At 67.6% G+C, this 21,287-nt stretch carries 19 protein-coding genes; 11 read left to right on the top strand and 8 right to left on the bottom strand.

The window, feature by feature from the left end; all coding sequences use genetic code 11:
• A partial coding sequence (locus AC1DR7_RS14010) for an integrase core domain-containing protein (protein WP_478054549.1) occupies window positions 1-169 on the top strand: 169 nt, incomplete at its 5' end.
• A gap of 239 nt (window positions 170-408) precedes the next feature.
• On the opposite strand, the gene bfr is transcribed toward AC1DR7_RS14010, so the two are convergent.
• From bfr to asnB, 3 genes are all read right to left on the bottom strand, one after another.
• Window positions 409-897: a bacterioferritin gene (bfr, locus tag AC1DR7_RS14005; RefSeq protein ID WP_256777386.1), complete on the bottom strand. Its 489-nt coding sequence runs from the start codon at window positions 895-897 to the stop codon at window positions 409-411.
• Window positions 898-1,063: 166 nt separating this feature from the next.
• Window positions 1,064-2,464, bottom strand: a complete 1,401-nt coding sequence (locus tag AC1DR7_RS14000; RefSeq protein WP_457321380.1) for a cation:proton antiporter — start codon at window positions 2,462-2,464, stop codon at window positions 1,064-1,066.
• A 73-nt stretch (window positions 2,465-2,537) separates the two neighbouring features.
• Window positions 2,538-4,229: an asparagine synthase B gene (gene asnB, locus AC1DR7_RS13995; RefSeq protein ID WP_478053057.1), complete on the bottom strand. Its 1,692-nt coding sequence runs from the start codon at window positions 4,227-4,229 to the stop codon at window positions 2,538-2,540.
• Window positions 4,230-4,596: 367 nt separating this feature from the next.
• On the opposite strand from asnB, the gene AC1DR7_RS13990 reads away from it, so the two are divergent.
• The gene (locus tag AC1DR7_RS13990) at window positions 4,597-5,490 is read left to right on the top strand and encodes a tetratricopeptide repeat protein (protein ID WP_457321497.1); all 894 of its coding nucleotides are present in this window, start codon (window positions 4,597-4,599) and stop codon (window positions 5,488-5,490) included.
• A gap of 153 nt (window positions 5,491-5,643) precedes the next feature.
• Window positions 5,644-6,327: a pentapeptide repeat-containing protein gene (locus tag AC1DR7_RS13985; RefSeq protein WP_457319030.1), complete on the top strand. Its 684-nt coding sequence runs from the start codon at window positions 5,644-5,646 to the stop codon at window positions 6,325-6,327.
• A gap of 321 nt (window positions 6,328-6,648) precedes the next feature.
• Here the strand turns inward: AC1DR7_RS13985 and dapE are convergent, their stop codons facing one another.
• Genes dapE through map form a run of 5 tightly spaced genes read right to left on the bottom strand, consistent with a single transcriptional unit; the run spans window position 6,649 to window position 12,617 of the window.
• Window positions 6,649-7,776 (bottom strand): succinyl-diaminopimelate desuccinylase, encoded by a 1,128-nt coding sequence (gene dapE, locus AC1DR7_RS13980; protein ID WP_457319029.1) that lies wholly within the window; start codon window positions 7,774-7,776, stop codon window positions 6,649-6,651.
• Entirely contained in the window at window positions 7,773-8,135 is a 363-nt protein-coding gene (locus tag AC1DR7_RS13975) for an arsenate reductase (protein WP_457319028.1), read from the bottom strand. The genes dapE and AC1DR7_RS13975 overlap by 4 nt, the downstream gene beginning before the upstream one ends.
• Before the next feature lie 8 nt (window positions 8,136-8,143).
• Entirely contained in the window at window positions 8,144-9,205 is a 1,062-nt protein-coding gene (dapD, locus tag AC1DR7_RS13970) for a 2,3,4,5-tetrahydropyridine-2,6-dicarboxylate N-succinyltransferase (protein WP_457319027.1), read from the bottom strand.
• Window positions 9,205-11,841: a [protein-PII] uridylyltransferase gene (locus tag AC1DR7_RS13965; RefSeq protein WP_478051469.1), complete on the bottom strand. Its 2,637-nt coding sequence runs from the start codon at window positions 11,839-11,841 to the stop codon at window positions 9,205-9,207. The genes dapD and AC1DR7_RS13965 overlap by 1 nt, the downstream gene beginning before the upstream one ends.
• Before the next feature lie 2 nt (window positions 11,842-11,843).
• Entirely contained in the window at window positions 11,844-12,617 is a 774-nt protein-coding gene (gene map, locus AC1DR7_RS13960) for a type I methionyl aminopeptidase (protein ID WP_256777377.1), read from the bottom strand.
• Between the two features lie 259 nt (window positions 12,618-12,876).
• On the opposite strand from map, the gene AC1DR7_RS13955 reads away from it, so the two are divergent.
• The 8 genes from AC1DR7_RS13955 to tsf all read left to right on the top strand — a co-directional run bounded on the left by AC1DR7_RS13955 (window position 12,877) and on the right by tsf (window position 20,699).
• Window positions 12,877-13,407 (top strand): Csu type fimbrial protein, encoded by a 531-nt coding sequence (locus AC1DR7_RS13955; protein WP_256777376.1) that lies wholly within the window; start codon window positions 12,877-12,879, stop codon window positions 13,405-13,407.
• 15 nt (window positions 13,408-13,422) lie between these two features.
• Window positions 13,423-14,157: a fimbrial biogenesis chaperone gene (locus AC1DR7_RS13950; protein ID WP_457319032.1), complete on the top strand. Its 735-nt coding sequence runs from the start codon at window positions 13,423-13,425 to the stop codon at window positions 14,155-14,157.
• A gap of 13 nt (window positions 14,158-14,170) precedes the next feature.
• Window positions 14,171-16,516, top strand: a complete 2,346-nt coding sequence (locus AC1DR7_RS13945; RefSeq protein WP_457319031.1) for a fimbria/pilus outer membrane usher protein — start codon at window positions 14,171-14,173, stop codon at window positions 16,514-16,516.
• Window positions 16,516-17,562: a Csu type fimbrial protein gene (locus AC1DR7_RS13940; protein WP_478052864.1), complete on the top strand. Its 1,047-nt coding sequence runs from the start codon at window positions 16,516-16,518 to the stop codon at window positions 17,560-17,562. Before AC1DR7_RS13945 ends, AC1DR7_RS13940 begins: the two co-directional genes overlap by 1 nt.
• Window positions 17,563-17,630: 68 nt before the next feature.
• Window positions 17,631-17,900: a hypothetical protein gene (locus AC1DR7_RS13935; RefSeq protein ID WP_457322249.1), complete on the top strand. Its 270-nt coding sequence runs from the start codon at window positions 17,631-17,633 to the stop codon at window positions 17,898-17,900.
• Window positions 17,900-18,616 carry a fimbrial biogenesis chaperone gene (locus AC1DR7_RS13930; RefSeq protein ID WP_478052123.1) on the top strand — a complete coding sequence of 239 codons (717 nt, stop codon included), beginning with the start codon at window positions 17,900-17,902 and terminating at the stop codon, window positions 18,614-18,616. The genes AC1DR7_RS13935 and AC1DR7_RS13930 overlap by 1 nt, the downstream gene beginning before the upstream one ends.
• A gap of 214 nt (window positions 18,617-18,830) precedes the next feature.
• A complete protein-coding gene (gene rpsB / locus AC1DR7_RS13925) occupies window positions 18,831-19,694 on the top strand; it encodes a 30S ribosomal protein S2 (protein WP_478052124.1) in 864 nt (287 codons plus the stop codon).
• A gap of 126 nt (window positions 19,695-19,820) precedes the next feature.
• Complete coding sequence (gene tsf, locus AC1DR7_RS13920) at window positions 19,821-20,699, top strand: translation elongation factor Ts (RefSeq protein ID WP_256777369.1); 879 nt, start codon at window positions 19,821-19,823, stop codon at window positions 20,697-20,699.
• The last annotated feature ends 588 nt before the right edge of the window (window positions 20,700-21,287 follow it).

The following is a 21,287-nucleotide window of genomic DNA, read 5'->3' as shown; positions in this document are numbered from 1 at the left end:
GGTAAATGGGATCTTGAAAGGCGAATTCCTGCTGCATCGCCCTCGGGACCTGGCGCAGGCACGGCAGATGGTGGCCGAGTCGGTGGCGATCTATAACGCCGAGCGACCGCACCTGTCCCTTAAAATGCAGACGCCCGATGCAGTCCATCGGGCGTCCTTGGCCGCCTGACGGCGGCTGAATCATCCGCCACAGGTGTCAACCTATGGCAGGACGGGTCATTGAACGTCGGCTGGCTGGCGGATGCTGGCGGGCGGACGCGGGGTTGATGCGGCGTGCTGGCGAAGGCTGGCTGGCGCGCGGTGGAACCAAGGCGTCGGTAGTGCCGGCCGTTGGCCGGCTCCCCGCGATGCCCGAACGGATACGCCGGGACCCGCGATGTGCGCAGCACATCGTGGGGCTGAAGCGCGTCAGTGCGCCGCCGTTCCCTTGGCATCCATCTTGCTGGTCTGGTACAGCGCCAGGCCGATGCGCTTGATCAGGCCCAGCTGCTGTTCCAGCCACCAGGCGTGGTCTTCCTCGGTGTCCTTGAGCTGCACCAGCAGCATGTCGCGGCTCACGTAATCCTGGTGCTGCTCGCACAGCTTCATGCCGGCGGCCAGGTTGTCGCGCACGCTGTATTCGGTGTCCAGATCCTTCTGCAGCATTTCTTCCACGGTCACACCGGGCTCGAACGCATGCGGTCGCATGTCCGGGGTGCCGCCCAGGAACAGGATCCGGCGCAGCAGCGCATCGGCGTGCTGGGTCTCTTCTTCCATCTCGTGGTTCAGGCGTTCGTACAGCGCGAACAGGCCCTGGTCCTCGTAGCGGCGCGAATGGATGAAGTACTGGTCACGCGCAGCCAATTCGCCGCGCAGCAGTTCCTTCAAACACGCGATGACGTCCGGATTGCCTTTCATGGGGGAGCTTCCTGGTGGATCGATGGCCGCCATGGTGCCGCATCCGGAAATCCAATGATCTAATCGGAATCAGTTGCAGTTGCGCGCCTCCCGGCCTCTACATCGCCCGCACAGGCCTTCAACCGAGGGCGCACCGTGGTGGACAGCAGCCGACCCACGGTCGGCGCTACGTCGTGGCACCGGCCCTGCCCCTCCCGCGCTCCATCCAGTTCAACAGCGGGCCGGTCATGGCCGTGGTCACCAGCGCCATGATCACCAGCACCGCGAACAAGCGGTCGCCGAGGAAGCCCAGCTCGTAGCCCAGGTTGAGCACGATCAGCTCCATCAAACCGCGGGTGTTCATCAGCGCACCCAGCTTCCACGCTTCGTGGTTGTCCATGCCGGCACCGCGGGCCGCGCTCCAGGTGCCGATCAGCTTACCCAGCGTGGCCACTCCGATCACCGCCAGGCACAGCAGCAGATCGCTGGCCTGCAATGCATCGGCGCGCATGCGCAGGCCGGTCATGGCGAAGAACAACGGCAACAGCAGGGTCACTGCGAACGGCTCGACCTTGGTCGCCACGGTGTGTCGCAACGTCGCATTGCCCGAGACCGCCACACCGGCGGCGAACGCGCCGAACAGCGCGTGGATGCCCAGCATTTCGGTCACCAGCGCGCAGCCCAGTGCCATCAGCAGCATCACCAGCAGCCAGCGCCCTTCCTGGCCGGGGGCGATCACCTGCCGCGAGAACCATGGCCGTACCACCGCCAGCATCACGCCGACAAACGCCACCACGCAGACCAGGTTGATCGTCGCCGGCCCCCACCCCTGCGCCTGTGCGGCGGCCACGATCAGCGCCAGCAGGCACCACGCGGTGGCATCGCCCAGCGCAGCGCAGGCGATCGCGGTCTGCCCGAGCGGCGTGCTGGTCATGCCGCGGTCGGCCAGGATCCGCAGCAGCACCGGGAAGGCGGTGATGCTCAATGAAATGCCGACAAACAAGGCAAAGCCGGTGAAGCCGACCCCGCTCGGTGCGTGCGCGCGGTACAACCAGATCGCCAGCCCGACACCAAGCACGAACGGCACCGCAATGCCGGCATGGCTGACCACGAAGGCGAAGCGACGACGCCCGCGCAGCCCGCCCAGGTCCAGTTCGGCCCCGGCCACCAGCAGGAACATCAGCACGCCCAACTGACTGAGCAGGCCCAGCGACCCCAGCGACGCGGGCGGGAACAGCGCGCCATGCAGCTGCGGCAACAACGCCCCCAGCACCARCGGCCCCATCATCAGGCCGGCGGCCATTTCCCCGATTACGCCCGGCTGGCCGAACCGCCGGAACAGCCACCCGGCGCCCTTGGCCACCAGCAGCAGCGTCAGCAGTTGCATCAGGAACAGACCCAGCGGCGCGTGCAGGTGGGCGGCCCAGTCGGTGCCCAGCGACGACTCGGCGCGGGCCGCCTGCACGGCAACGTTCGGGCCGGCGTAGCGTGCCAGCGCGAGGCCAACCAGCAGTGGCAGCGCCACCCAGCCCAGGTAACGCCACGCCAGCCCGCTGCGGCGCATGCCGCCGGTGGTATCTGCTTCCATTACCGATCCCCATCGATTGAGGGGCGATTCTACCGCTGCACGGCGCGGCTGCGCCGTGCAGCGCATGCGCCGATCAGGCCAGCGCCTGCTCGTGCACGCCGGCCACCGCACGGCCGGAGGGGTCGGCCATGCTGGCAAAGCTGGCATCCCAGGCAATCGCCGCTGGCGACGAGCACGCGATCGACTTGCCCCCCGGCACCGTTTCGGCCGCGGCCTGGGTCGGGAAGTACTGCTCGAAGACGTGGCGGTAGTAGTACGCCTCCTTGGTCTGCGGCGGGTTGTGCACGAACCGCTTGTCGGCCGCGGCCATCACCCGGTCGCTGATCTGCGCGTCGGCATGCGCCTTGAGCCCGTCGATCCAGCCATAGCCGACGCCATCGCTGAACTGCTCTTTCTGCCGCCACAGGATCGAATCGGGCAGATAGCCTTCAAAGGCTTCGCGCAGCACCGCCTTTTCGATGCGACGTGCGCCCTGCGGCCCCTGCCCGACCATCTTGTGGCGCGCGTCGATGCGCATGGCCACGTCGAGGAACTCGCGGTCCAGGAACGGCACGCGCGGCTCCACGCCCCAGGCCATCATCGACTTGTTGGCACGCAGGCAATCGTAGTTGTTGAGTGCGTCGAGCTTGCGCACCAGTTCCTCATGGAACTCGCGTGCGTTGGGCGCCTTGTGGAAGTACAGGTAGCCGCCGAATATCTCGTCGCTGCCCTCGCCGGACAGCACCATCTTCACGCCCATCGCCTTGATCCGCCGCGCCAGCAGGAACATCGGGGTGGAGGCGCGGATGGTGGTGACGTCGTAGGTTTCCACGTGGCGGATCACCTCGGGCAATGCGTCCAGGCCTTCTTCGAAGGTGTACTCGAAGCCATGGTGCACCGTGCCCAGCGCTTCGGCGGCGATCGCTGCGGCGGCCAGGTCCGGTGAGCCTTTGAGGCCGATGGCGAAGGAGTGCAGACGCGGCCACCACGCCTCGCTTTTATCACCGTCCTCGACGCGATGGCGCGCGTAGCGTGCGGCCACCGCGGCCACCAGCGAGGAGTCCAGGCCGCCGGACAGCAATACGCCATAGGGCACGTCGGTCATCAACTGGCGGTGCACGGCGCGCTCGAAGGCCTCGCGCAGCGCAGCAAGGTCGGCCTCGACACCTTCGACCGCATCGTAGTCGCGCCAGGGCCGCTCGTAGTAGCGGGTCAACGTGCCGGTGGCGCTGTCGTACCAGTGGCCAGGCGGGAACTGCGCCGCATCGGCGCAGATATCCACCAGCGACTTCAGCTCGGAGGCCACCACCAGGCGGCCGTCCTTGTCATGACCCCAGTACAGCGGCACCACACCGATCGGATCGCGCGCGATCAGCACGCGCTGCTGGTCGCGGTCCCACAGCGCGAAGGCGAAGATGCCGTTGAGGCGGTTGAGGAACGCGGCCGGGCTGTCCTGCCGGTACAGCGCGTTGATCACCTCGCAGTCCGAACCGGTCTGGAACGCATAGGGCTGGGCCAGTTCGGCCTTCAGTTCGCGGTGGTTGTAGATCTCGCCGTTGACCGCCAGCGCCAGCCCGCCGTCCTCGGACAGCAGCGGCTGCGAACCGCCGGCCGGGTCGACGATGGCCAGCCGTTCGTGGACCAGGATGGCGCCGGCATCGACGTACACCCCGCTCCAGTCCGGGCCGCGATGGCGCTGGCGCTGCGAGAGGTCCAGCGCATGGCGGCGCAGCGCGCTGAGGTCGTCGCCGGCCTGCAGGCCGAAAATACCGAAGATCGAACACATGGGAACAACTCCTGATGATGGGGGAATACACGTATTGCAGGCATTCGACCGGCCACCCAGGCCCGGAAGGGATAAACCCGGGCCACAAAAAAACCCGCATCGGTCGATGCGGGTTTTCTGGGGTCCGGGCGTGTTGCTTGTACTAGCCCTGGTCGCAGTCCCGCATCGGCCGCGCACGATTATTCGCGCGCAGATTATTGCGGTTGGTATTGCTGACAGCGGTGGCCGGGAACGAGGACATGGACCGACCGTAACCGGCTTTGGGCGGCGGTGCAACTGTTGCGATGGCAACCGATTCGGCCCCGGCGTTCAGCGGCCGCGACGGTGCGCTCCGGGATAATCGCCGGCCCCCTGCTGGATGTCATGGATGAACCTGTTCTCCCACCGCCCGTTGCTGTGCGCCTTGGCGCTGGCCGTTCTGAGCGGTTGCGCCGCTGCCCCGACCCGCCCGGTCAGCGACACCGAACGCGACGCGCTTGCCAGGGCCACCGATGGCCAGTTCGATTCCGCCCTGCGCGTGGCGAAGATGTACCAAGCCTGGAATGATCCGCGCGCTCTGGACTGGTACGCCCGTGCGGCCGCCGCCACGCCGCGTACCCACCACAGCACCAGCGCCGAAGAGACGCTCGGCACGATCCTCGAACGCGGCCGCCTGGACAGTGGCGAGGGTCCGCAGAAGCCCGGGGCGGTGGTGATGAAGGCATCACCGCGCAAGGCCTTCCACTGGTACCACAGCGCCGCCTACCACGGCTCACCGTATGCCATGCACGATCTGGAGAAGTGGTGCGAGCGGCGCGGCGACATGGCCGGCGCGCTGCGTTGGMGGCTGCGGTCTGCGGTGTACCTGCGCGAGCTGTACAAGCTCGACGCACTGCGCGCGGCCACACGTGGCTCGGCCAAGTCCGGCAACCCGGTGGCCACCGGCCCGGCGCCGAACGCGCTGATCGCACGCATCCAGCGTCGCGCCGAACGCGGCGATGCCGAATCGCAGGTGGATCTGGGCACGCTCTACGAAGCCGGCGTCGGCGTGGTGCAGGACAAGGCCGAGGCATTGCGCTGGTACGCGCGCGCCGGCACGCAGGGCAATGTGTACGGCCAGTACCTCAGCGGCCTCGCCCTGGGTCGGGGCGGTGATGGTCTGCAGAAGAACGTGGATGCAGCGGCGGCGTGGTTCGCCAAGGCCCATGCGCAGGGCTTCTACATGGCCGAGGAATCCTACTGGCGCGAGGCGATCGCACCGCCGTTCTGGACGTTCGAATAGCGCCCGTGGCACCGACATGTGCCCGGCCTCTCGTCCCGCTGTCGGGAACAGCCGACCAACGGTCGGCGCTACGTTGGGTCGCTGACGCTGTACACACTCCCGGGCACTGCACAAGGCTGCCCTGTGCTCTGCATATCGCCCAGAATGGAACGCATGAGCAACGTCATCTTCCGCGACGAGACCATCCACCGTGAGCGCATGCAGGCGATCATCGCCGCACATCCGCGTGCGGCCACGTTTGAATCCTGCCGCTTCGATGGCGGCGATTTTTCGCGGCTGGACATGGATGGCGTCCAGTTCAACCAGTGCTCGGTGACCGGTGCCAATTGGCTGGCCGCCTCGCTGGAGGAAAGCCGCTGGAGCAAATGCCGGGGTGCCGAGTGCGATTTCAGCTCGGCGCTGCTCAGCGATGCGCGCTTCTCGCACTGCGACCTCAACAACAGCCACTGGCGCCGTGCGACGTTGTCCTCGGTGCAGTTCGCCGACTGCAAACTGACCGGCGCGCACCTGCAGGAAGTAACCGGCTGGGCGCTGGAGTTCCGCGACTGCCTGCTGGTCAGTGCCGACCTGCGCGGGCTGTCGTTCCGCAAGGCGCAGCTGGACGGGATGGATTTCTCCGATGCGGAGCTGTCCGGCTGTGATTTCCGCGATGCGGTGTTCAACGGCGGCAGCCTGCGCAACGCGCAGACCCGATTGACGCGTTTCGAGGGCGCGGACCTGCGCGGAACGGACATCAGCGGGCTCAACGTGATGGACGCCAAGCTGTTCAAGAAAGCGGTGATTTCGCAGCGCCAGGCCGCGGCGGCGTTGGCGGCGTTCGGGTTGATCGTGGCGTAAACGCCCGTTGCAACCCGGCAGGGCCGGCCGTTGGCCGGCGCGTCCTTCGGTCTGAGGACCTCGCGCGCACCCGGCGAAAGGCAGCCGAGCATGGCTCGGCTCTACCGGGTTTCTGGCGAAAGGCAGCCGAGCGTGGCTCGGCTCTACCGGGTTTCTGGCGAAAGGCAGCCGAGCGTGGCTCGGCTCTACCGGGTTTCTGGTGAAAGGCAGCCGAGCATGGCTTGGCTCTGCCGGGTTTCTGGCTAACGGGTAGTGCCGAGCCATGCTCGGCAACCGCGACGGTCACCCAAGCCGGCCAGCGGCCGGCACTACCGGCAGGATTCAGGCCAGCAGGCGCTCGATCAGGCGCAGGTACAACGCCGGCAGTTTTTCCAGGTCGGCGACCGATATGTTCTCGTCCACCTGGTGGATGCTGGCGTTGACCGGCCCCACTTCGATGCACTGCGCACCGAGCGGTGCGATGAAACGGGCGTCGGAAGTGCCACCGCCGGTGCTTTCCTCCGGCGCGGCACCGGCGAACTCGGCCAGCACCTCGCGCGCCACGCGGCGCAGCGTGCCTTCAGGGGTGTAGAACGGCTCGCCGCTGCGATGCCATTTGAGCGTGTAGTCCAGCGCGTGCCGATCCAGCAGCGTGGCGATGTCCTGCTCCAACCGCGGCGCGTCCCAGTGCGGGTTGTAGCGCAGGTTGAACAGCACCTGCAGCTCGCCCGGGATCACGTTGTTGGCCCCGGTCCCGGCGTGGAGGTTGGACACCTGCAGGCTGGTCGGCGGGAAGCTCTCGTAGCCGTCGTCCCACTGCCGTGCGGTCAATTCGGCGAGCGCCGCCGCAGCCAGGTGGATCGGGTTGCGTGCCTTGTGCGGGTACGCCACATGGCCCTGCACGCCTTTGACCGTCAGCGTTGCCGACAGGCTGCCGCGCCGCCCCACCCGCAGCAGATCGCCCAGCACCGCCGTGGAGGACGGCTCGCCGGTGATGCACCAGTCGATGGACTGCCCGCGCTCGCGGAACAGCCCGGCGATACGGCGCACGCCATCGATGGCATCGCCTTCCTCGTCACTGGTCAGCAACACGGCCAGCGTGCCGGGGTGGTCCGGATGGGCGGCAATGAACTGCTCGGCAGCCACCACGAAAGCGGCCACGCTGCCCTTCATGTCGGCTGCGCCGCGTCCGTACAGCACGCCATCGCGGATCTGCGGGTCGAACGGATCGCTATGCCACGCGTCCACCGGTCCACTGGGCACCACGTCGGTGTGGCCGAGCAGCACCAGCACCGGCGCACCGCTGCCGTGGGTGGCCCACAGGTTGTCGACCTCGCCCAGGCGCAGGTGTTCGCACTGGAAGCCGGCACGCGCCAGGCGCCCGGCGAGCAGGGCCTGGCAACCGGCGTCGTCGGGTGTCACCGACGGCCGCGCGATCAGGTCGCAGGTGAGCGCGAGCACATCGTTCACGCGCCCACTCCGAAGCGCTGCTTGAAGCCGTTGTCCGAGAAGCCCTGGGTCATCACGCCATCGCCGGTGACCACCACCGGACGCTTGATCAGCTGCGGATGCTCGCGCAGCAGCAGTTTCCATTCGGCATCGGAGGCGGCCGCCTTGCGGTTCTCCGGCAACTGCCGCCAGGTGGTCGAGGATTTGTTGACCAGCGCGGCGAAACCACCGGCCTGCCCGGCCCAATCGACCAGGGTCTCCGGGCTGCGCGGGGTGTCGCGGTAATCGACAAAGGCATGCGCCACCTCGAAGCGGTCCAGCCACTTGCGCGCCTTCTTGCAGGTGTCGCAGTTCTTCAGTCCGTAGACGGTCGTGGTCATGGCAGGGCTCAGTCGGCCAGGCCGCGCAGCAGGTCGTTGACGCTGGTCTTGCTGCGGGTCTTGGCATCGACCTGCTTGACGATCACCGCGCAGTACAGCGAGTGCGAACCGTCCTTGGACGGCAGCTGGCCGGACACCACCACGCTGTACGGCGGCACCGAGCCGTAGCTGATTTCGCCGGTGGCGCGGTTGTAGACGCGGGTGCTCTGGCCGAGGAACACGCCCATGCCGATGACGCTGTGGTGGCCGACGACGAAGCCTTCCACCACTTCCGAACGCGCACCGATGAAGCAATGGTCTTCGATGATGGTCGGGCTGGCCTGCAGCGGCTCGAGCACGCCGCCGATACCGGCGCCGCCGGACAGGTGGCAGTGCTTGCCGATCTGCGCGCACGAACCAACGGTGGCCCAGGTGTCGACCATGGTGCCCTCGCCCACGTAGGCGCCGATGTTGGTGAAGCTCGGCATCAGCACCACGTCCTTGCCGAAGTAGCTGCCGCGACGGGCGATCGCACCGGGCACCACGCGCACGCCGGCGCGACGGAACTTGGCTTCATCGAAGCCGGCAAAGCGCGATTCCACCTTGTCCCAGAACGGTGCCGGGCGCGCGTCGACCACCGCCATGTCGTTCACACGGAAGTACAGCAGCACCGCCTTCTTGAGCCATTCGTTGACCTTCCAGCCACCGTGGCCATCGGGCTCGGCGACGCGGAACTCACCGGTTTCCAGGCCATCGATGACCCGGCCGACCAGCGGCTTGGTCGAGCCTTCCAGCTCGTGCAGGGTCAGCGTGGCACGGCGCTCGAAGGCGCTTTCGATGCCGAACTTGAGTTCTTCCACGCCCGGGGTGGCCGGCTTGCGCAGCGACTTGCGGGCGATGGTGGCATCGCGGCTGGCGCTGCGCTTGGCCGCACTTTCAGCCGGCGTGGCGACGACCTTGGGGGCCGGCATTTTCTTCGCCGCGGCTTTCTTCACTGCCACCGGCTTGGTGGCAGGCGCGGCCTTGGGGGCAGCAGTCTTCTTGGCCGCTGCGGTCTTGGCAGCGGTCTTCTTGGCAGGCTTGGTGGCCATCAGTGGGGGTCTCCGGCGTTTCGATCAGGGTCCAGGCAGGCGAGCATCGCATCGTGCAGCTGCTGCCGGGCGGATTCGGTAAGGGGGTGGTCGTGTTCGTCGCTGATCACGAACATGTCTTCGGCGCGCTCGCCGAAGGTGGCGATGCGCGCGTCATGCACGCGCAGGCGCTGGTTGCGCAGCACGAAGGCCACGTCGGCCAGCAGCCCGGGACGGTCGGGCGCGACCAGGCTGAAACGCGTGCCATGGCTGCCATCGCCGCCATCGCGGAATTCGATGCGCGGGGCAAAGCGAAAATGCCGCAGCTGGCGCGGGATCACCCGGCGTGACGGACGCAGCCGGGTCAGGTCGCCGGCCAGTGCCTCGCGCAGCGCCGCCTCCAGCCGCAGCGCGTCGCCATCGGCGAAGCTGTCGGCCGGGGTCACTTCGAAGGTATCGAAAATGGTGTCGACCGGGCCGTCCAGCACGCGCGCACGATGGATGCCGTAGCCCTTGCGGTCCAGGGTCATCACGATCGCGGCGAACAGGCCATCGCGGTCGGGCGAATGCACGAACACTTCCAGTGCCTGGTCGTCGGGGGTAATCCGACGCACCTTGACCAGGGTCTGACCCTGCTTCACCGGGACCAGTGCAGCGGCCTGCCAGGCCAATTGCTCGGGGCGAAGCCGGATGAAGCTCTCATCGGGCATCACGGTGAACTGGCGCTCGATGGTGGCGTCGTCGTAGCCGCGCTCACGCACCAGCTGGCGCACCGACTCGCGCGCTTCGGCCACGCGCTCGGCGGCCGGCATCTGGTTTTCCAGCCCGTCGCGCAGCGCGCGCCGCGCGGCGAAGTACAGGTCGGCCAGCAGCCGGTCCTTCCAGGCGTTCCACAATTTCGGGCTGGTCCCGGCGATATCGGCGCAGGTCAGCAGGTAGAGGTAATCGAGCCGGTCGCGGCTGGCTACCAGCGTGGCAAAGCGATGGATCACGTCCGGATCGGAGATGTCCTGCTTCTGCGCGGTGATCGACATGCGCAGGTGCTGCTCGACCAGCCAGGCCACCAGTTCGGTGTCCGAACTGCTCAGCGCAAGCGCCTGGCAGAACGCGCGTGCATCCACCGCGCCGAGTTCGGAATGGTCGCCGCCGCGGCCCTTGGCGATGTCATGGAACAACCCGGCCAGCAGCAGCAGCTCCGGCTTGCGCAGGCGCGGCCACACTTCGTGGGCGATCGAGAAGCGCTCGTCGGCGCGACTGCTGGCAAACAGGCCGATGTTCCGCAGCACCATCAGCGTGTGCTGGTCCACGGTGTAGACATGGAACAGATCGAACTGCATGCGCCCGGACACTTGCGCGAATGCGGGAATCCATTGGCCCAGCACGCCCAAGCGCGCCATCCGCGCCAGCGTGTCGACCGCGCGCGGGCTGCGCAGCAGGGCCAGGAACTGTTCGCGGGCGGCAGCGCTGGCCTCGGTGTACGCCGCCAGCTCCGGCAGCGCCTCGGCCAGCGCGCGCGCGGTCAGCGAATGCAGGCCACGCACGTCCGGGTTGTAGGCCCAGCTGGAGAACAGTGCGAACACCTGCTCGATGTCGCCTTGCGGCCACGCCGCGTCGTTGGCGGCCAGGTAACCACGGCGCAGCGAGAAACCCACGCTGACCGGTTCGGGCACCGCCTCGCCATCGAACTGTTCTTCGAACCGCTGCAGCAGGCGGTCGCTGATCCGCCGCACCACGCTGGCACTGCGGTAGAAGCCCTGCATCATCTTTTCCACCGCCAGGCTTTCGAGGTCGTCCTCGAAGCCCAGGCGCGTGGCCAGCGTCTTCTGGTAATCGAAGCGCAGACGCTCCTCCGGCCGGTTGGCCACCAGGTGCAGGCCGAAGCGCAGCCGCGCCAGCGCGCAGCGCTCGCGCTTCAGCGCGGCCGCTTCGTCCGCGCCGAGATGGCCCAGCCCGACCAGTGCTTCCAGGTCGCGCACGCCGAAGGCACGCAGTGCCATCCAGCCCAGCGTGTTGAGGTCACGCAGCCCGCCCGGGCCGTCCTTGATGTCCGGCTCCAGGTTGTCGGCGGTGTCGCCGAAGCGCTGGTGGCGGGCCAGCAGCTCGTCGCGCTTGGCCAGGAAGAATTCGCGCGGCGGCCACAGGTCGTCGGTGTTGACCGCCGCCTTCAGCGCGAGGCGTGCCGCCTCATCGGCCAGCAGCGGCCGCGACTCGATCAGCGCGGTCATCACGGTTTGATCCGCGCTGGCATCGATGCACTCGGCCGCCGAGCGCACCGCGTGGCTGACCGGCAGCCCGCAGTCCCACAGCAACGCAAACAGTCGCGCCAGGCTGGATTCGTGCTGGCGCTGGTGCCCGGGCTCGCCGAACACCAGCAGGTCGATATCCGAACGCGGAAACAGTTCACCGCGCCCGTAACCGCCCACGGCAAACAGCGCCAGGCCACTGCCGGCCGGCAGGCAACGCTGCCAGGCCAGCCGGATCAGGTGGTCGGCCGCGCGCGCGCGCAACGCCAGCAGGCGCTCGATGTTGTCGCCCTGGTCGAAGCGGCGGTACAGCCGCGCGTCGGTCTGCTGCAGCGATTGCCGCGCCAGCGCCGACCATTCCAGGTCGGTGACGGACGCTGCCGGCGCGTCCAGGATCGGGCTCGCCGGCAACATGCTCAGACCTGCGATTCGCCGGGCGAGAGGGTCAGCACGTCCACGCCGGTCTCGGTGACCGCGATCATGTGCTCCCACTGCGCCGACAACTTGCGGTCCTTGGTCACCACGGTCCAGCCATCGGGCAGCACCTTGTTGTAGCGGGTGCCCTCGTTGATCATCGGTTCGATGGTGAAGGTCATGCCCGGCTGCAGCACCAGACCCTGGCCCGGACGGCCGTAATGCACCACCTGCGGCTCGTCGTGGTAGACCTTGCCGATGCCGTGACCGCAGTACTCGCGTACCACGCTGAAGCGCTCGCCTTCCGCCAGGCTCTGGATCGCGTGGCCGATGTCGCCCAGCGTCGCGCCCGGCTTCACCGCACGAATGCCGGCCCACATCGCCTGGTAGGTGGTGTCGACCAGGCGCCGGGCCATCGTCGACGGCGTGCCGGCGTAGTACATGCGGCTGGTGTCGCCGTGCCAGCCGTCCTTGATCACGGTGACGTCGATGTTGACGATGTCACCGTCCTTGAGGACTTTGGCTTCGCTGGGGATGCCGTGGCAGATCACGTTGTTGACCGACGTGCAGACCGTCTTGGGGAAGCCACGGTAGCCGACGTTGGCGGGCGTGGCCTTCTGCACGTTGATGATGTGGTCGTGGCAGATGCGGTCCAGCTCTTCGGTCGTCACGCCGGGCTTCACGTACGGGGTGACGATGTCGAGCACCTCGCTGGCCAGGCGGCCGGCGATGCGCATCAGTTCGATTTCCTCGGGGGTTTTCAGATTCACGCTCATAGCCGCCATTATCGCCGATCCGGCGGCCAATCTGAACGGGATCGGTGGAACGCCGACAGCCGGGGTTTGGGCGAGGGGGCGCCCTCACGAACCTGAACTTAGGCGACACTCATCACACATTTCGCGATCTTGCCGAAAACGCCCATAGATTTCTTCAAATCTCACGGGCTGYGCACAACACCAATCCTATAACCGGGAATACACCGCAACACCGATCGGCAGCATCGTTTTGTTCATGTAAGGACCCAGTCCAAGGAGCATGCCCGTGCGATTTCTCCGTCCTACCCTGATGTGCGTGGCGCTGGCCAGCCTGGCCGCACCGGCCCTGGCGGCCGACACCACCACCTTCAACGTCAAGATCATCATCACCAAGGCCTGCACGATCACGGCCGCGGCCGCCACCGACGTGGACTTCGGCTCGGCCCTGTCCACCGCCACCACCCCGTCCAACGCCCAGGGCACGATCACCGCGCAATGCTCGGCGCTGACCCCCTACACGATTGCGTTGAATGCCGGCTCCAACGCGGGCACCGCCAATGACGTGACCACCCGGCGCATGAAGAACACCAACGCGGCGGTCACCACCAACAACTTCGTCGGCTACCAGCTCTACCAGGACGCCGGGCACGCCAATGTCTGGGGCGCCACTACCGGCACCAACACGGTGGCCGGCATCGGCACCGGTCTGGCCGTGCCGTACACGGTGTACGGCCAGATCGCCAACCCGAGCGTCAACAACGCCGCGACGGGTAACTACCAGGACACGGTCACCGCCACCATCTCCTACTGAGGGCAGCCCATGCCAATGACCGCACGGGTCCGCCCCTGGCGGCGCCTGGGACTGGCCTGCGCCCTGTCTGTCCTCTCCTGCAGCACCAGCCTGGCCGCCAGCCTGCAGGTGGCGCCCACCTCCCTGCAATTGGGCCCCCGGCAGAACGCCGACGCATTGTGGATCAGCAACAGCGGCACCGCGCCGGTGCAGGTGCAGGTGCGGGTCTATCGCTGGCAGCAGCAGGGCGGTCAGGACCAGCTCACCCCCACCGGGGACCTGCAGGTGAGCCCGCCGATGCAATCGCTGGCCGCCGGCCAGCAGCAACTGGTGCGGGTGGTGCGCAGTGACCCGCAGGCGCCGTCGCAGCAGCTGGCGTACCGGGTGATCGTCGACGAACTGCCGACCCTGGATCCGGGCCGCACCGGCATGCAGTTCGTGCTGCGTTATTCGCTGCCGGTGTTCGTCCAGCCGCTCGATACCACCCCGCCCAAACTGCAGGCGCGGCAGATCACCCTGGACGATGGCCGGCCCGCACTGGAAGTGAGCAACGCCGGTGGCACCCACGCACAACTTGCCGATCTGGCCATCGGCAGCGCCGAACGCCCGCAGACCGTACATCCGGGCCTGCTCGGTTACGTGCTTGGCGGCCAGACCATGCGTTGGCCGTTGGATCTCCCCCCGGCCCGACTGGCCGGTGCCACCTTCATGGCCAGGATCAATGGTGAGTCGGCCCAGACGCCACTGCCCGCCGCGCCACCGGCTCGCTGAGGCCTGCGCGCGGATGCTGCTCAGCGCCAGCCTGCTGCCATGGACGATCCACGCGGCAGAAAGCGGGCTGGACGCCTCGGGCGCGTCCGGCGACGCCGTGCTGCCGGCGCCCACCCCGCTGACGGCCGCGCAGACGCTCTATCTGGATGTCACCCTCAACCGCGCACCCCGGGGACTGCTGCCCTTCACCCAGCAACTGGGCCGTCTGTTCGCCACGCCGGCCACGCTGCGGCAACTCGGCTTTCCGGCACAGGGCGATGCGCCGGTGCCACTGGACCTCTTGGCCGGCGTAGTGCTGCGCTATGACGCCTCGCTGCAGACGCTGTCGCTGGATGTGCCACTGGACCAGCTCGCCCTGCCGACCACCCGGCTGGAGCGCGCGCAGGAAACCACGCCCCATGCGTCGGCCTCGCCAGGCGCACTGCTCAACTATGACCTCTACGGCAGCCACAACGAGGCCGGCGGCAACCTGGCGCTGACCAGCGAACTGCGCGTGTTCGGGCTCGGCAATGGCGTGCTGGAAAACAGCACCGTGCAGCGCACCTACCAAGTGCCCCAACAAGGCTGGCGGACCGACAGCGTGCGTCTGGATACCCATTGGCAACTGGATTTCCCCGACGCCGCGCTGACCCTGACCGTGGGCGATTTCTACAGCGGCTTCGTCGACTGGAGCCGGCCGGTGCGGATGGGCGGCATCCAGATCGGACGCAACTACGGCCTTCAGCCCTATCGCCTGCTGACCCCCACGCCGACCTTCCTCGGCGAAGCGGTGGTGCCCTCCAACGTCGAGCTGTATGTCGACGGCTTGCGCCAGTACAACGGCCAGGTGCCGGTCGGCCCGTTCCAGCTGGCCGCGCAGCCGGGCATCAACGGCACCGGCAATGCCCAGGTGGTGATCACCGATGCGTTCGGCCGCATCCAGACGCTGGATTTCGCCTTCTACGGCACCCAGCAACTGCTTGCAAAGGGATTGTCGGACGGGTCGCTCGGCGTCGGCCGGATGCGCCGCGACTACGGCATCCGCTCCTTCGCTTACGACGCACAGACCGTGGCCAGCGGCACCTGGCGCTATGGCGTCAGCGACCGCTTCACCGCCGAACTGCATGCCGAGGGCGGCGGCGGCGTGGGCAATGCCGGCGCCGGCGGCTGGTGGCTGCTGGGCGCCGCCGGGGTGATCAATGCAGCGTACGTGCACAGCCGCCAGGATGGCCGGGAAGGCGGCCAGTACGGGCTGGGATACAGCTGGAACAACCGCCGTTTCAACGTCAACCTGTCCAGCCGACGCACCCACGGCGACTACCGCGACCTCGGCGCGCTGCAGGACAGCCTGCCCGCCCAGATCAGCGAACAGGCCACCCTGGGTGTGAACCTGGACGGAGCCGGGGCGATCAGTGCCAGCTACCTGCGCCTGCGCTACCGCGATGGTGAGGACAACCGCTACGCCAGCCTGTTCTGGTCGGCCAACCTGGGGCGGCGCTGGTCCACGTATCTCTCGGTCAACCAGAACCTGGATGACCGCCAGGACCGCAGCATCTACCTGTCGCTGGCGGCCGCCCTGGGGCGCAACCGCCAGGCCAGCGTGTCGACCCAGCGCAATGGCGAGAACACCACCTACGTGGCCGACCTGTCCCAGCCGGTGCCGGGCGACGGCAGCCAGGGCGGCGTAGGTTGGCGCGTGCAGGCGCGTGGCGGAGACGATGGCGGCGGCGGCCTGGCCGAGGTGGGTTGGCTCAACCGGGTCGGGCGTTACGCCCTGGGTTACTCGCGCCAGGGCGATACCGATTACGGCTATGCCAGCGCCAGCGGCAGCCTGGTCTGGATGGGCGGGCACGTGTTCGCCGCACGCGAGGTGCCCGATGCCTTCGCCGTGGTCTCCACCGGCAGCTTCGCCGGCGTGCCGGTGCGGTTGGAAAACCGCCTGATCGGCAGTACCGACCGCAACGGCCTGCTGCTGGTGACGCCGCTGCTGTCCTGGCAGCGCAACCGGCTGTCGATCGACACGCTCGACCTGCCGGCGGACATCCGCGCAGCCGAGGTAGACCGCTGGGTCACCCCGCGCCAGAGCGCCGGCATCGGTGTCGATTTCGGCCTGCGGCGCACCCATCCCCTCAGCGTGGTTCTGCACGACGACAACGGCCAGCCGCTACCGCCGGGCAGCGTGGTGCACCTGCCCGACGCGCGCACGGCGATCGTCGGCTACGACGGCCAGACCTATCTGGAAGACGTGGTCCTGCCCGCCACCCTGCGCGTGGTCACCGCGCGCGGCCGGTGCACGGTGACGCTGCAGGCACGCTCCGGCGGCGAGCCGCACCCGCGCCAGCTGGGCCCCCTGCGCTGCAGCGCCAGGGCCTCGCCGTGATCCGTGCGGCGGCCCTGCTGCTGATCGCCGTGCTTGGCGTGTTCGGTTGCGGCACCGCGCGCGCCGACACCAACTGCGTGGTCACCACGCCGGTCACCCTCGCCTTTGGCACCATCACCAACGGCGCGGCCAGCGTCACCAACACCACCACCACCTTCACCGTCACCTGCAGCACCGCCGCGCTGAGCCTGCTGGCTACCGCCTCGGTACGGCTGTGCCTGGGCATCGGCAACGGCAGCGGCGGCAGCACCACCCAGCCCACGCGCAGCATGCGCAACGCCACCACCGACACCATGGCCTTCCAGCTGTATACCAACGCCACCCGCAGCACGATCTGGGGCCTCACCCCCGGCAGCAATCCGGGCGCGCAGGTGTTGGACCTCAATTACAACGTACCGCTGGTGACCGGCGGCAGCGGCACGGTCACCATCACCATCTACGGCCAGGTGCCGGCCGGGCAGACGCTCTCCGCAGGGACCTTCAGCAGCAGTTTCGCCGCTGCCGACACCACCGTGCGCTTTGCCTACAACGAAGTGCTGCTTGGCACCGCCTCGCCACCGCCCGCCTGCACCACCCCGGCCGGCGGCGGTGCGACCGGCAACAAGACCGTTGCCTCCGGCTTCCCGTTCACGGTCACCGCCAATGTGCTGCCGCAGTGCAGTACCTATGTCACCACCGACATGGACTTCGGCAGCAATGCCGGCGCCATCACCGGCAACATCGAACGCACCTCGACCATCGGCCTGACCTGCATCAACCGCACTGCCTACACCATCGGCCTGGACAACGGGCAGCATGTGCTCGGCACGACCACCCGGCGCATGCAGCACACCACCAATCCGGCGTACTTCCTTGCCTACGAGCTGTATCGCGACAGCGGCCGCAGCCAGCGCTGGGGCAACACCATCGGGGTGGACACCGCCACCGGCACCGGTACCGGAAGCGCCCAGACCCTGACCGTGTACGGTCGTGCGCCGCCCACCTCGGGCAGCCTGCCCGCCCAGGGCAGCTACAACGATGTAATCACGGTGACCATCACCTACTGACGTCGCAGCGCCTCAAGCCCGGCGGCACCCCGGCCGATAACGGGCAGGCCCCTTCCCTGCGATGTTCCATGATCCTGCGACGGCTTCCCTCCGCCCCGGCCTGCCTGCTCCTGCTCGCGGGCCTCACCGCGTTACCGGCCGCCGCGCAGTCGCAGGGCGGCTTGCGCATCCAACTGCGGATCGTCGCCGACTGCACCTTCGCCGCCGCGCGCGTGTCGCATGCGGACTGCCCGGCACCGCACCAACGCAGCGATGCCCCCATCCCGGTTCCGGCCCAGGTGCGGGCATTGACCCCGGTCGATCCGGCCCGCGGCGACCGGGCCACGGTGACCTACTGATGCGCACTCTCGCCGCGCTGGCGCTGGCCCTGACCCTGCAGCCCGCCGATGCCGGGGCGCTGCAGCTTTCCGTCGGCAGCGTGCAGGTACCGGCCGACCAGGCCGACGCCGAGCTGTGGCTGGACAACCCCGATCCGGCGCCGTGGTCCGGCCAGGCCCGGCTGTACCGCTGGGAACAACACGAAGACGCCGAGCAGCTGCAGACGGCCGAGGACGTGGCACTGAGCCCATCGATACTGGAGATCCCGCCGGGACAGCGGCAGCGCCTGCGGGTGGTCCGGCTCGGTGCCGCGCCGGCGCAGGTCCAGCAGGCCTATCGCCTGGTGATCACGCCGGATCCGGCGCTGCCGGCGGCGACCGCGCCACGCTACTCGCTGCCGGTGTTCCTTGATCCACCCGCCGCGCCCGAGGTAGCGTCGATGCTGCAGATCCGGGTGCGGCCGGGCCCGTCAGCGCAACTGCAGCTTTACAATGGCGGCCCGCGCCACGCCCATCTGGCCGACCTGGTGTTCATCGACAGCCACGGCACCCGCCAGGTTGTGATCGCCGGGCTGGCCGGCTATGTACTGCCCTACCAGCGGCGCACCTGGACGCTCCCGGCGCGTCCGGACCACTACGCCGCCGGCCGGTTCCGGGCCCGCCTGGACCATGCGGCCGAGGCCGATCTGCCCGACCTGCCCCCGGAGATTGCAGCCTCGACGCGCAGCGGGCTATAATCGACCGGATCTCCCGCCTCGTTCGATGCGGGGAACCGTCAACACCGGACGTCACCGGTGAATCCACACCTGCCGCCCATATCCGTGCCGGGGTGCTCCGCAAGGAGTTCGGTCACGGAAGCGACAGGGAAGCCAAACCCCGGAACCACCCGCCTTGCGGCGGACCGCCCAACTATTATCCGTGGCGGCCGGTTCCCTATCAGGAGTTACTGCAATGCCCCAGGTCACCATGCGTCAGATGCTGGAAGCCGGCGTCCATTTCGGCCACCAGACCCGTTACTGGAACCCCAAGATGGGCCAGTACATCTTCGGCGCCCGCGGCAAGATCCACATCATCAACCTGGAAAAGACCGTTCCGCTCTTCAATGACGCGATGAACTTCATTTCCAGCGTCGCGCAGAAGCGCGGCACCATCCTGTTCCTGGGCACCAAGCGCAGCGCCCGCGAGTCGATCCGCGAAGAAGCCGAGCGTTGCGGCATGCCCTTCATGAACCAGCGTTGGCTGGGCGGCACCCTGACCAACTTCCGTACCGTGAAGCAGTCGGTTGCCCGCCTGAAGGAACTGGAAGCCGGCGAAACCGACGGCAGCTTCGAGAAGCTGGTCAAGCACGAAGTGCTGGGCCTGCGTCGCGAGCGTGACAAGCTGGAAGCCTCGCTGGGCGGCATCAAGGACATGAACCGTCTGCCGGACGCGATCTTCGTCATCGACATCGGCCATGAAGACATCGCCATCAAGGAAGCCAAGAAGCTCGGCATCCCGGTGATCGCCGTGGTCGACACCAACTACAACCCGGAGCTGGTGGATTACGCGATCCCGGGCAACGACGACGCCATCCGCGCTGTGCAGCTGTACGCCCGCGCTGCTGCCGACGCCGTGCTGGAAGGCAAGGCTGCTGCGCCGCACGCCGCCACCGTCCGTGAAGAAGAGTTCGCCGACGCTGCTGCCAGCGAAGAAGCCAAGCCGGCCCGCCGCGCTCCGGCCAAGAAGGCCGCTGCTCCGGCTGCTGCTGCCCCGGCTGCCGATGCTCCGGCTGCCGATGCTCCGGCCGCCGACAAGGCTGGCGAAGCCCAGGCCTGATCCAGGCCCACGGTGGGCGCCGCGCGCCCACCGCTCCTGTCCGCTGCCGATGGCGCGATGACAGGACCCTGTCATACGGGCCGGCCACCATGCCGGCCCAACCCCTTTCTTTCGTGAGGAAATCCCGTGGAAATCACTGCTTCCCTGGTCAAGGAACTGCGCGAGCGCACTGGCGCCGGCATGATGGAGTGCAAGAAGGCACTCACCGAAAACGGCGGCAACATCGACGCCTCGGCCGAATGGCTGCGCAAGTCCGGCCTGGCCAAGGCCGACAAGAAGGCTGACCGCGTGGCTGCCGAAGGCATCATCGTGGCGGCTCAGGACGGCAACAAGGCCGTGCTGGTCGAAGTCAACTCCGAAACCGACTTCGTCGCCAAGGACAGCAACTTCCTGGACTTCACCAAGGCCGTTGTCGCCGCCGCCCTGAGCTCGGGCGCTGCCGACATCGACGCGCTGAAGGCCGCCAAGCTGCCGAGCGGCGAGACCGTCGAAGAAGCCCGCGCCGCCGTGATCGCCAAGGTTGGCGAGAAGGTCGACGTGCGTCGCATCGTGCGCCTGGAATCGTCCAACAACGTGGCCGCTTACGTGCACGGTGGCCGCATCGGCGTGCTGGTCGAGCTGGCCGGCGGTGACGCCGAACTGGCCCGTGGCCTGGCCATGCATGTGGCTGCGATGAATCCGCCGCACAACAAGGCAGCCGATGTGCCGGCCGAGTTCGTTGCGAAGGAGAAGGAAATCGAGCTGGCCAAGATGACCGACAAGGACAAGTCCAAGCCGGCCGACATCCTGGAAAAGATCATCAGCGGCAAGATCGCCAAGATCGTCAACGAAGTGACGCTGTACGGCCAGCCGTACGTGCTGGACACCAACCAGTCGGTCGAGCAGGTCCTGAAGGCCGCCGGTGCCGACGTGGTCGGCTTCAAGCGCCTGGCTGTTGGCGAAGGCATCGAGAAGGTTGTCGAAGACTACGCTGCCGAAGTGATGAAGCAGGCCGGTCTGGCCTGATCCCTCCTACGCCATCGCTTGCGGTGGTGTGATGGATCGAAAAAACCCGGCTTCGGTCGGGTTTTTTTGTGGGTGTTTGTTTTTTTTTCGAAGCGGAAAGCGCGGAGCCGAAGCCAAAGCAAAAGCCAAAGCCAAAGCAGTTTGCTGGCTGCTTGGTTTTCAGTGCGGGCTGGCAGGCTTACCCCCTTGCCGGGACACGCCGTAAACCCATCCCTGGGGGCTCGCGGGCGCCATCCATGGCGCCCGACGGTCCCGGCAAGGGGGTAAGCCTGCCAGCCCCGACGTGGTGTCGCGAGCGGATGGATGTGAACAGCCGTGACGCTTCGCCGGGTGGTGATTTCGGTTCGCCAGGGTGAAAGGTGGATGGTTGGTTGGATGGATGATTGGTTGGCTGAACGGTTGATCGGTTGATCGGTTGGGATGGATGTTGATCAGGTATTGGGTGTTGATGTGGAGTGGGATCCAGGCGTGGTTACAAGCAGCCGACCATGGGTCGGCTCTACCCTCTCCACACCCTGATTGGTTGGAAGGCTGATCGGCTGGGATGGATGTTGATCAGSTATTGGGTGTTGATGTGGAGCGGGATCC

The organism is Stenotrophomonas sp. P5_A9 (assembly GCF_056400525.1).
Note: the sequence above shows the minus strand (reverse complement) of the source record. Positions and strands in the feature narration are given on the sequence as shown.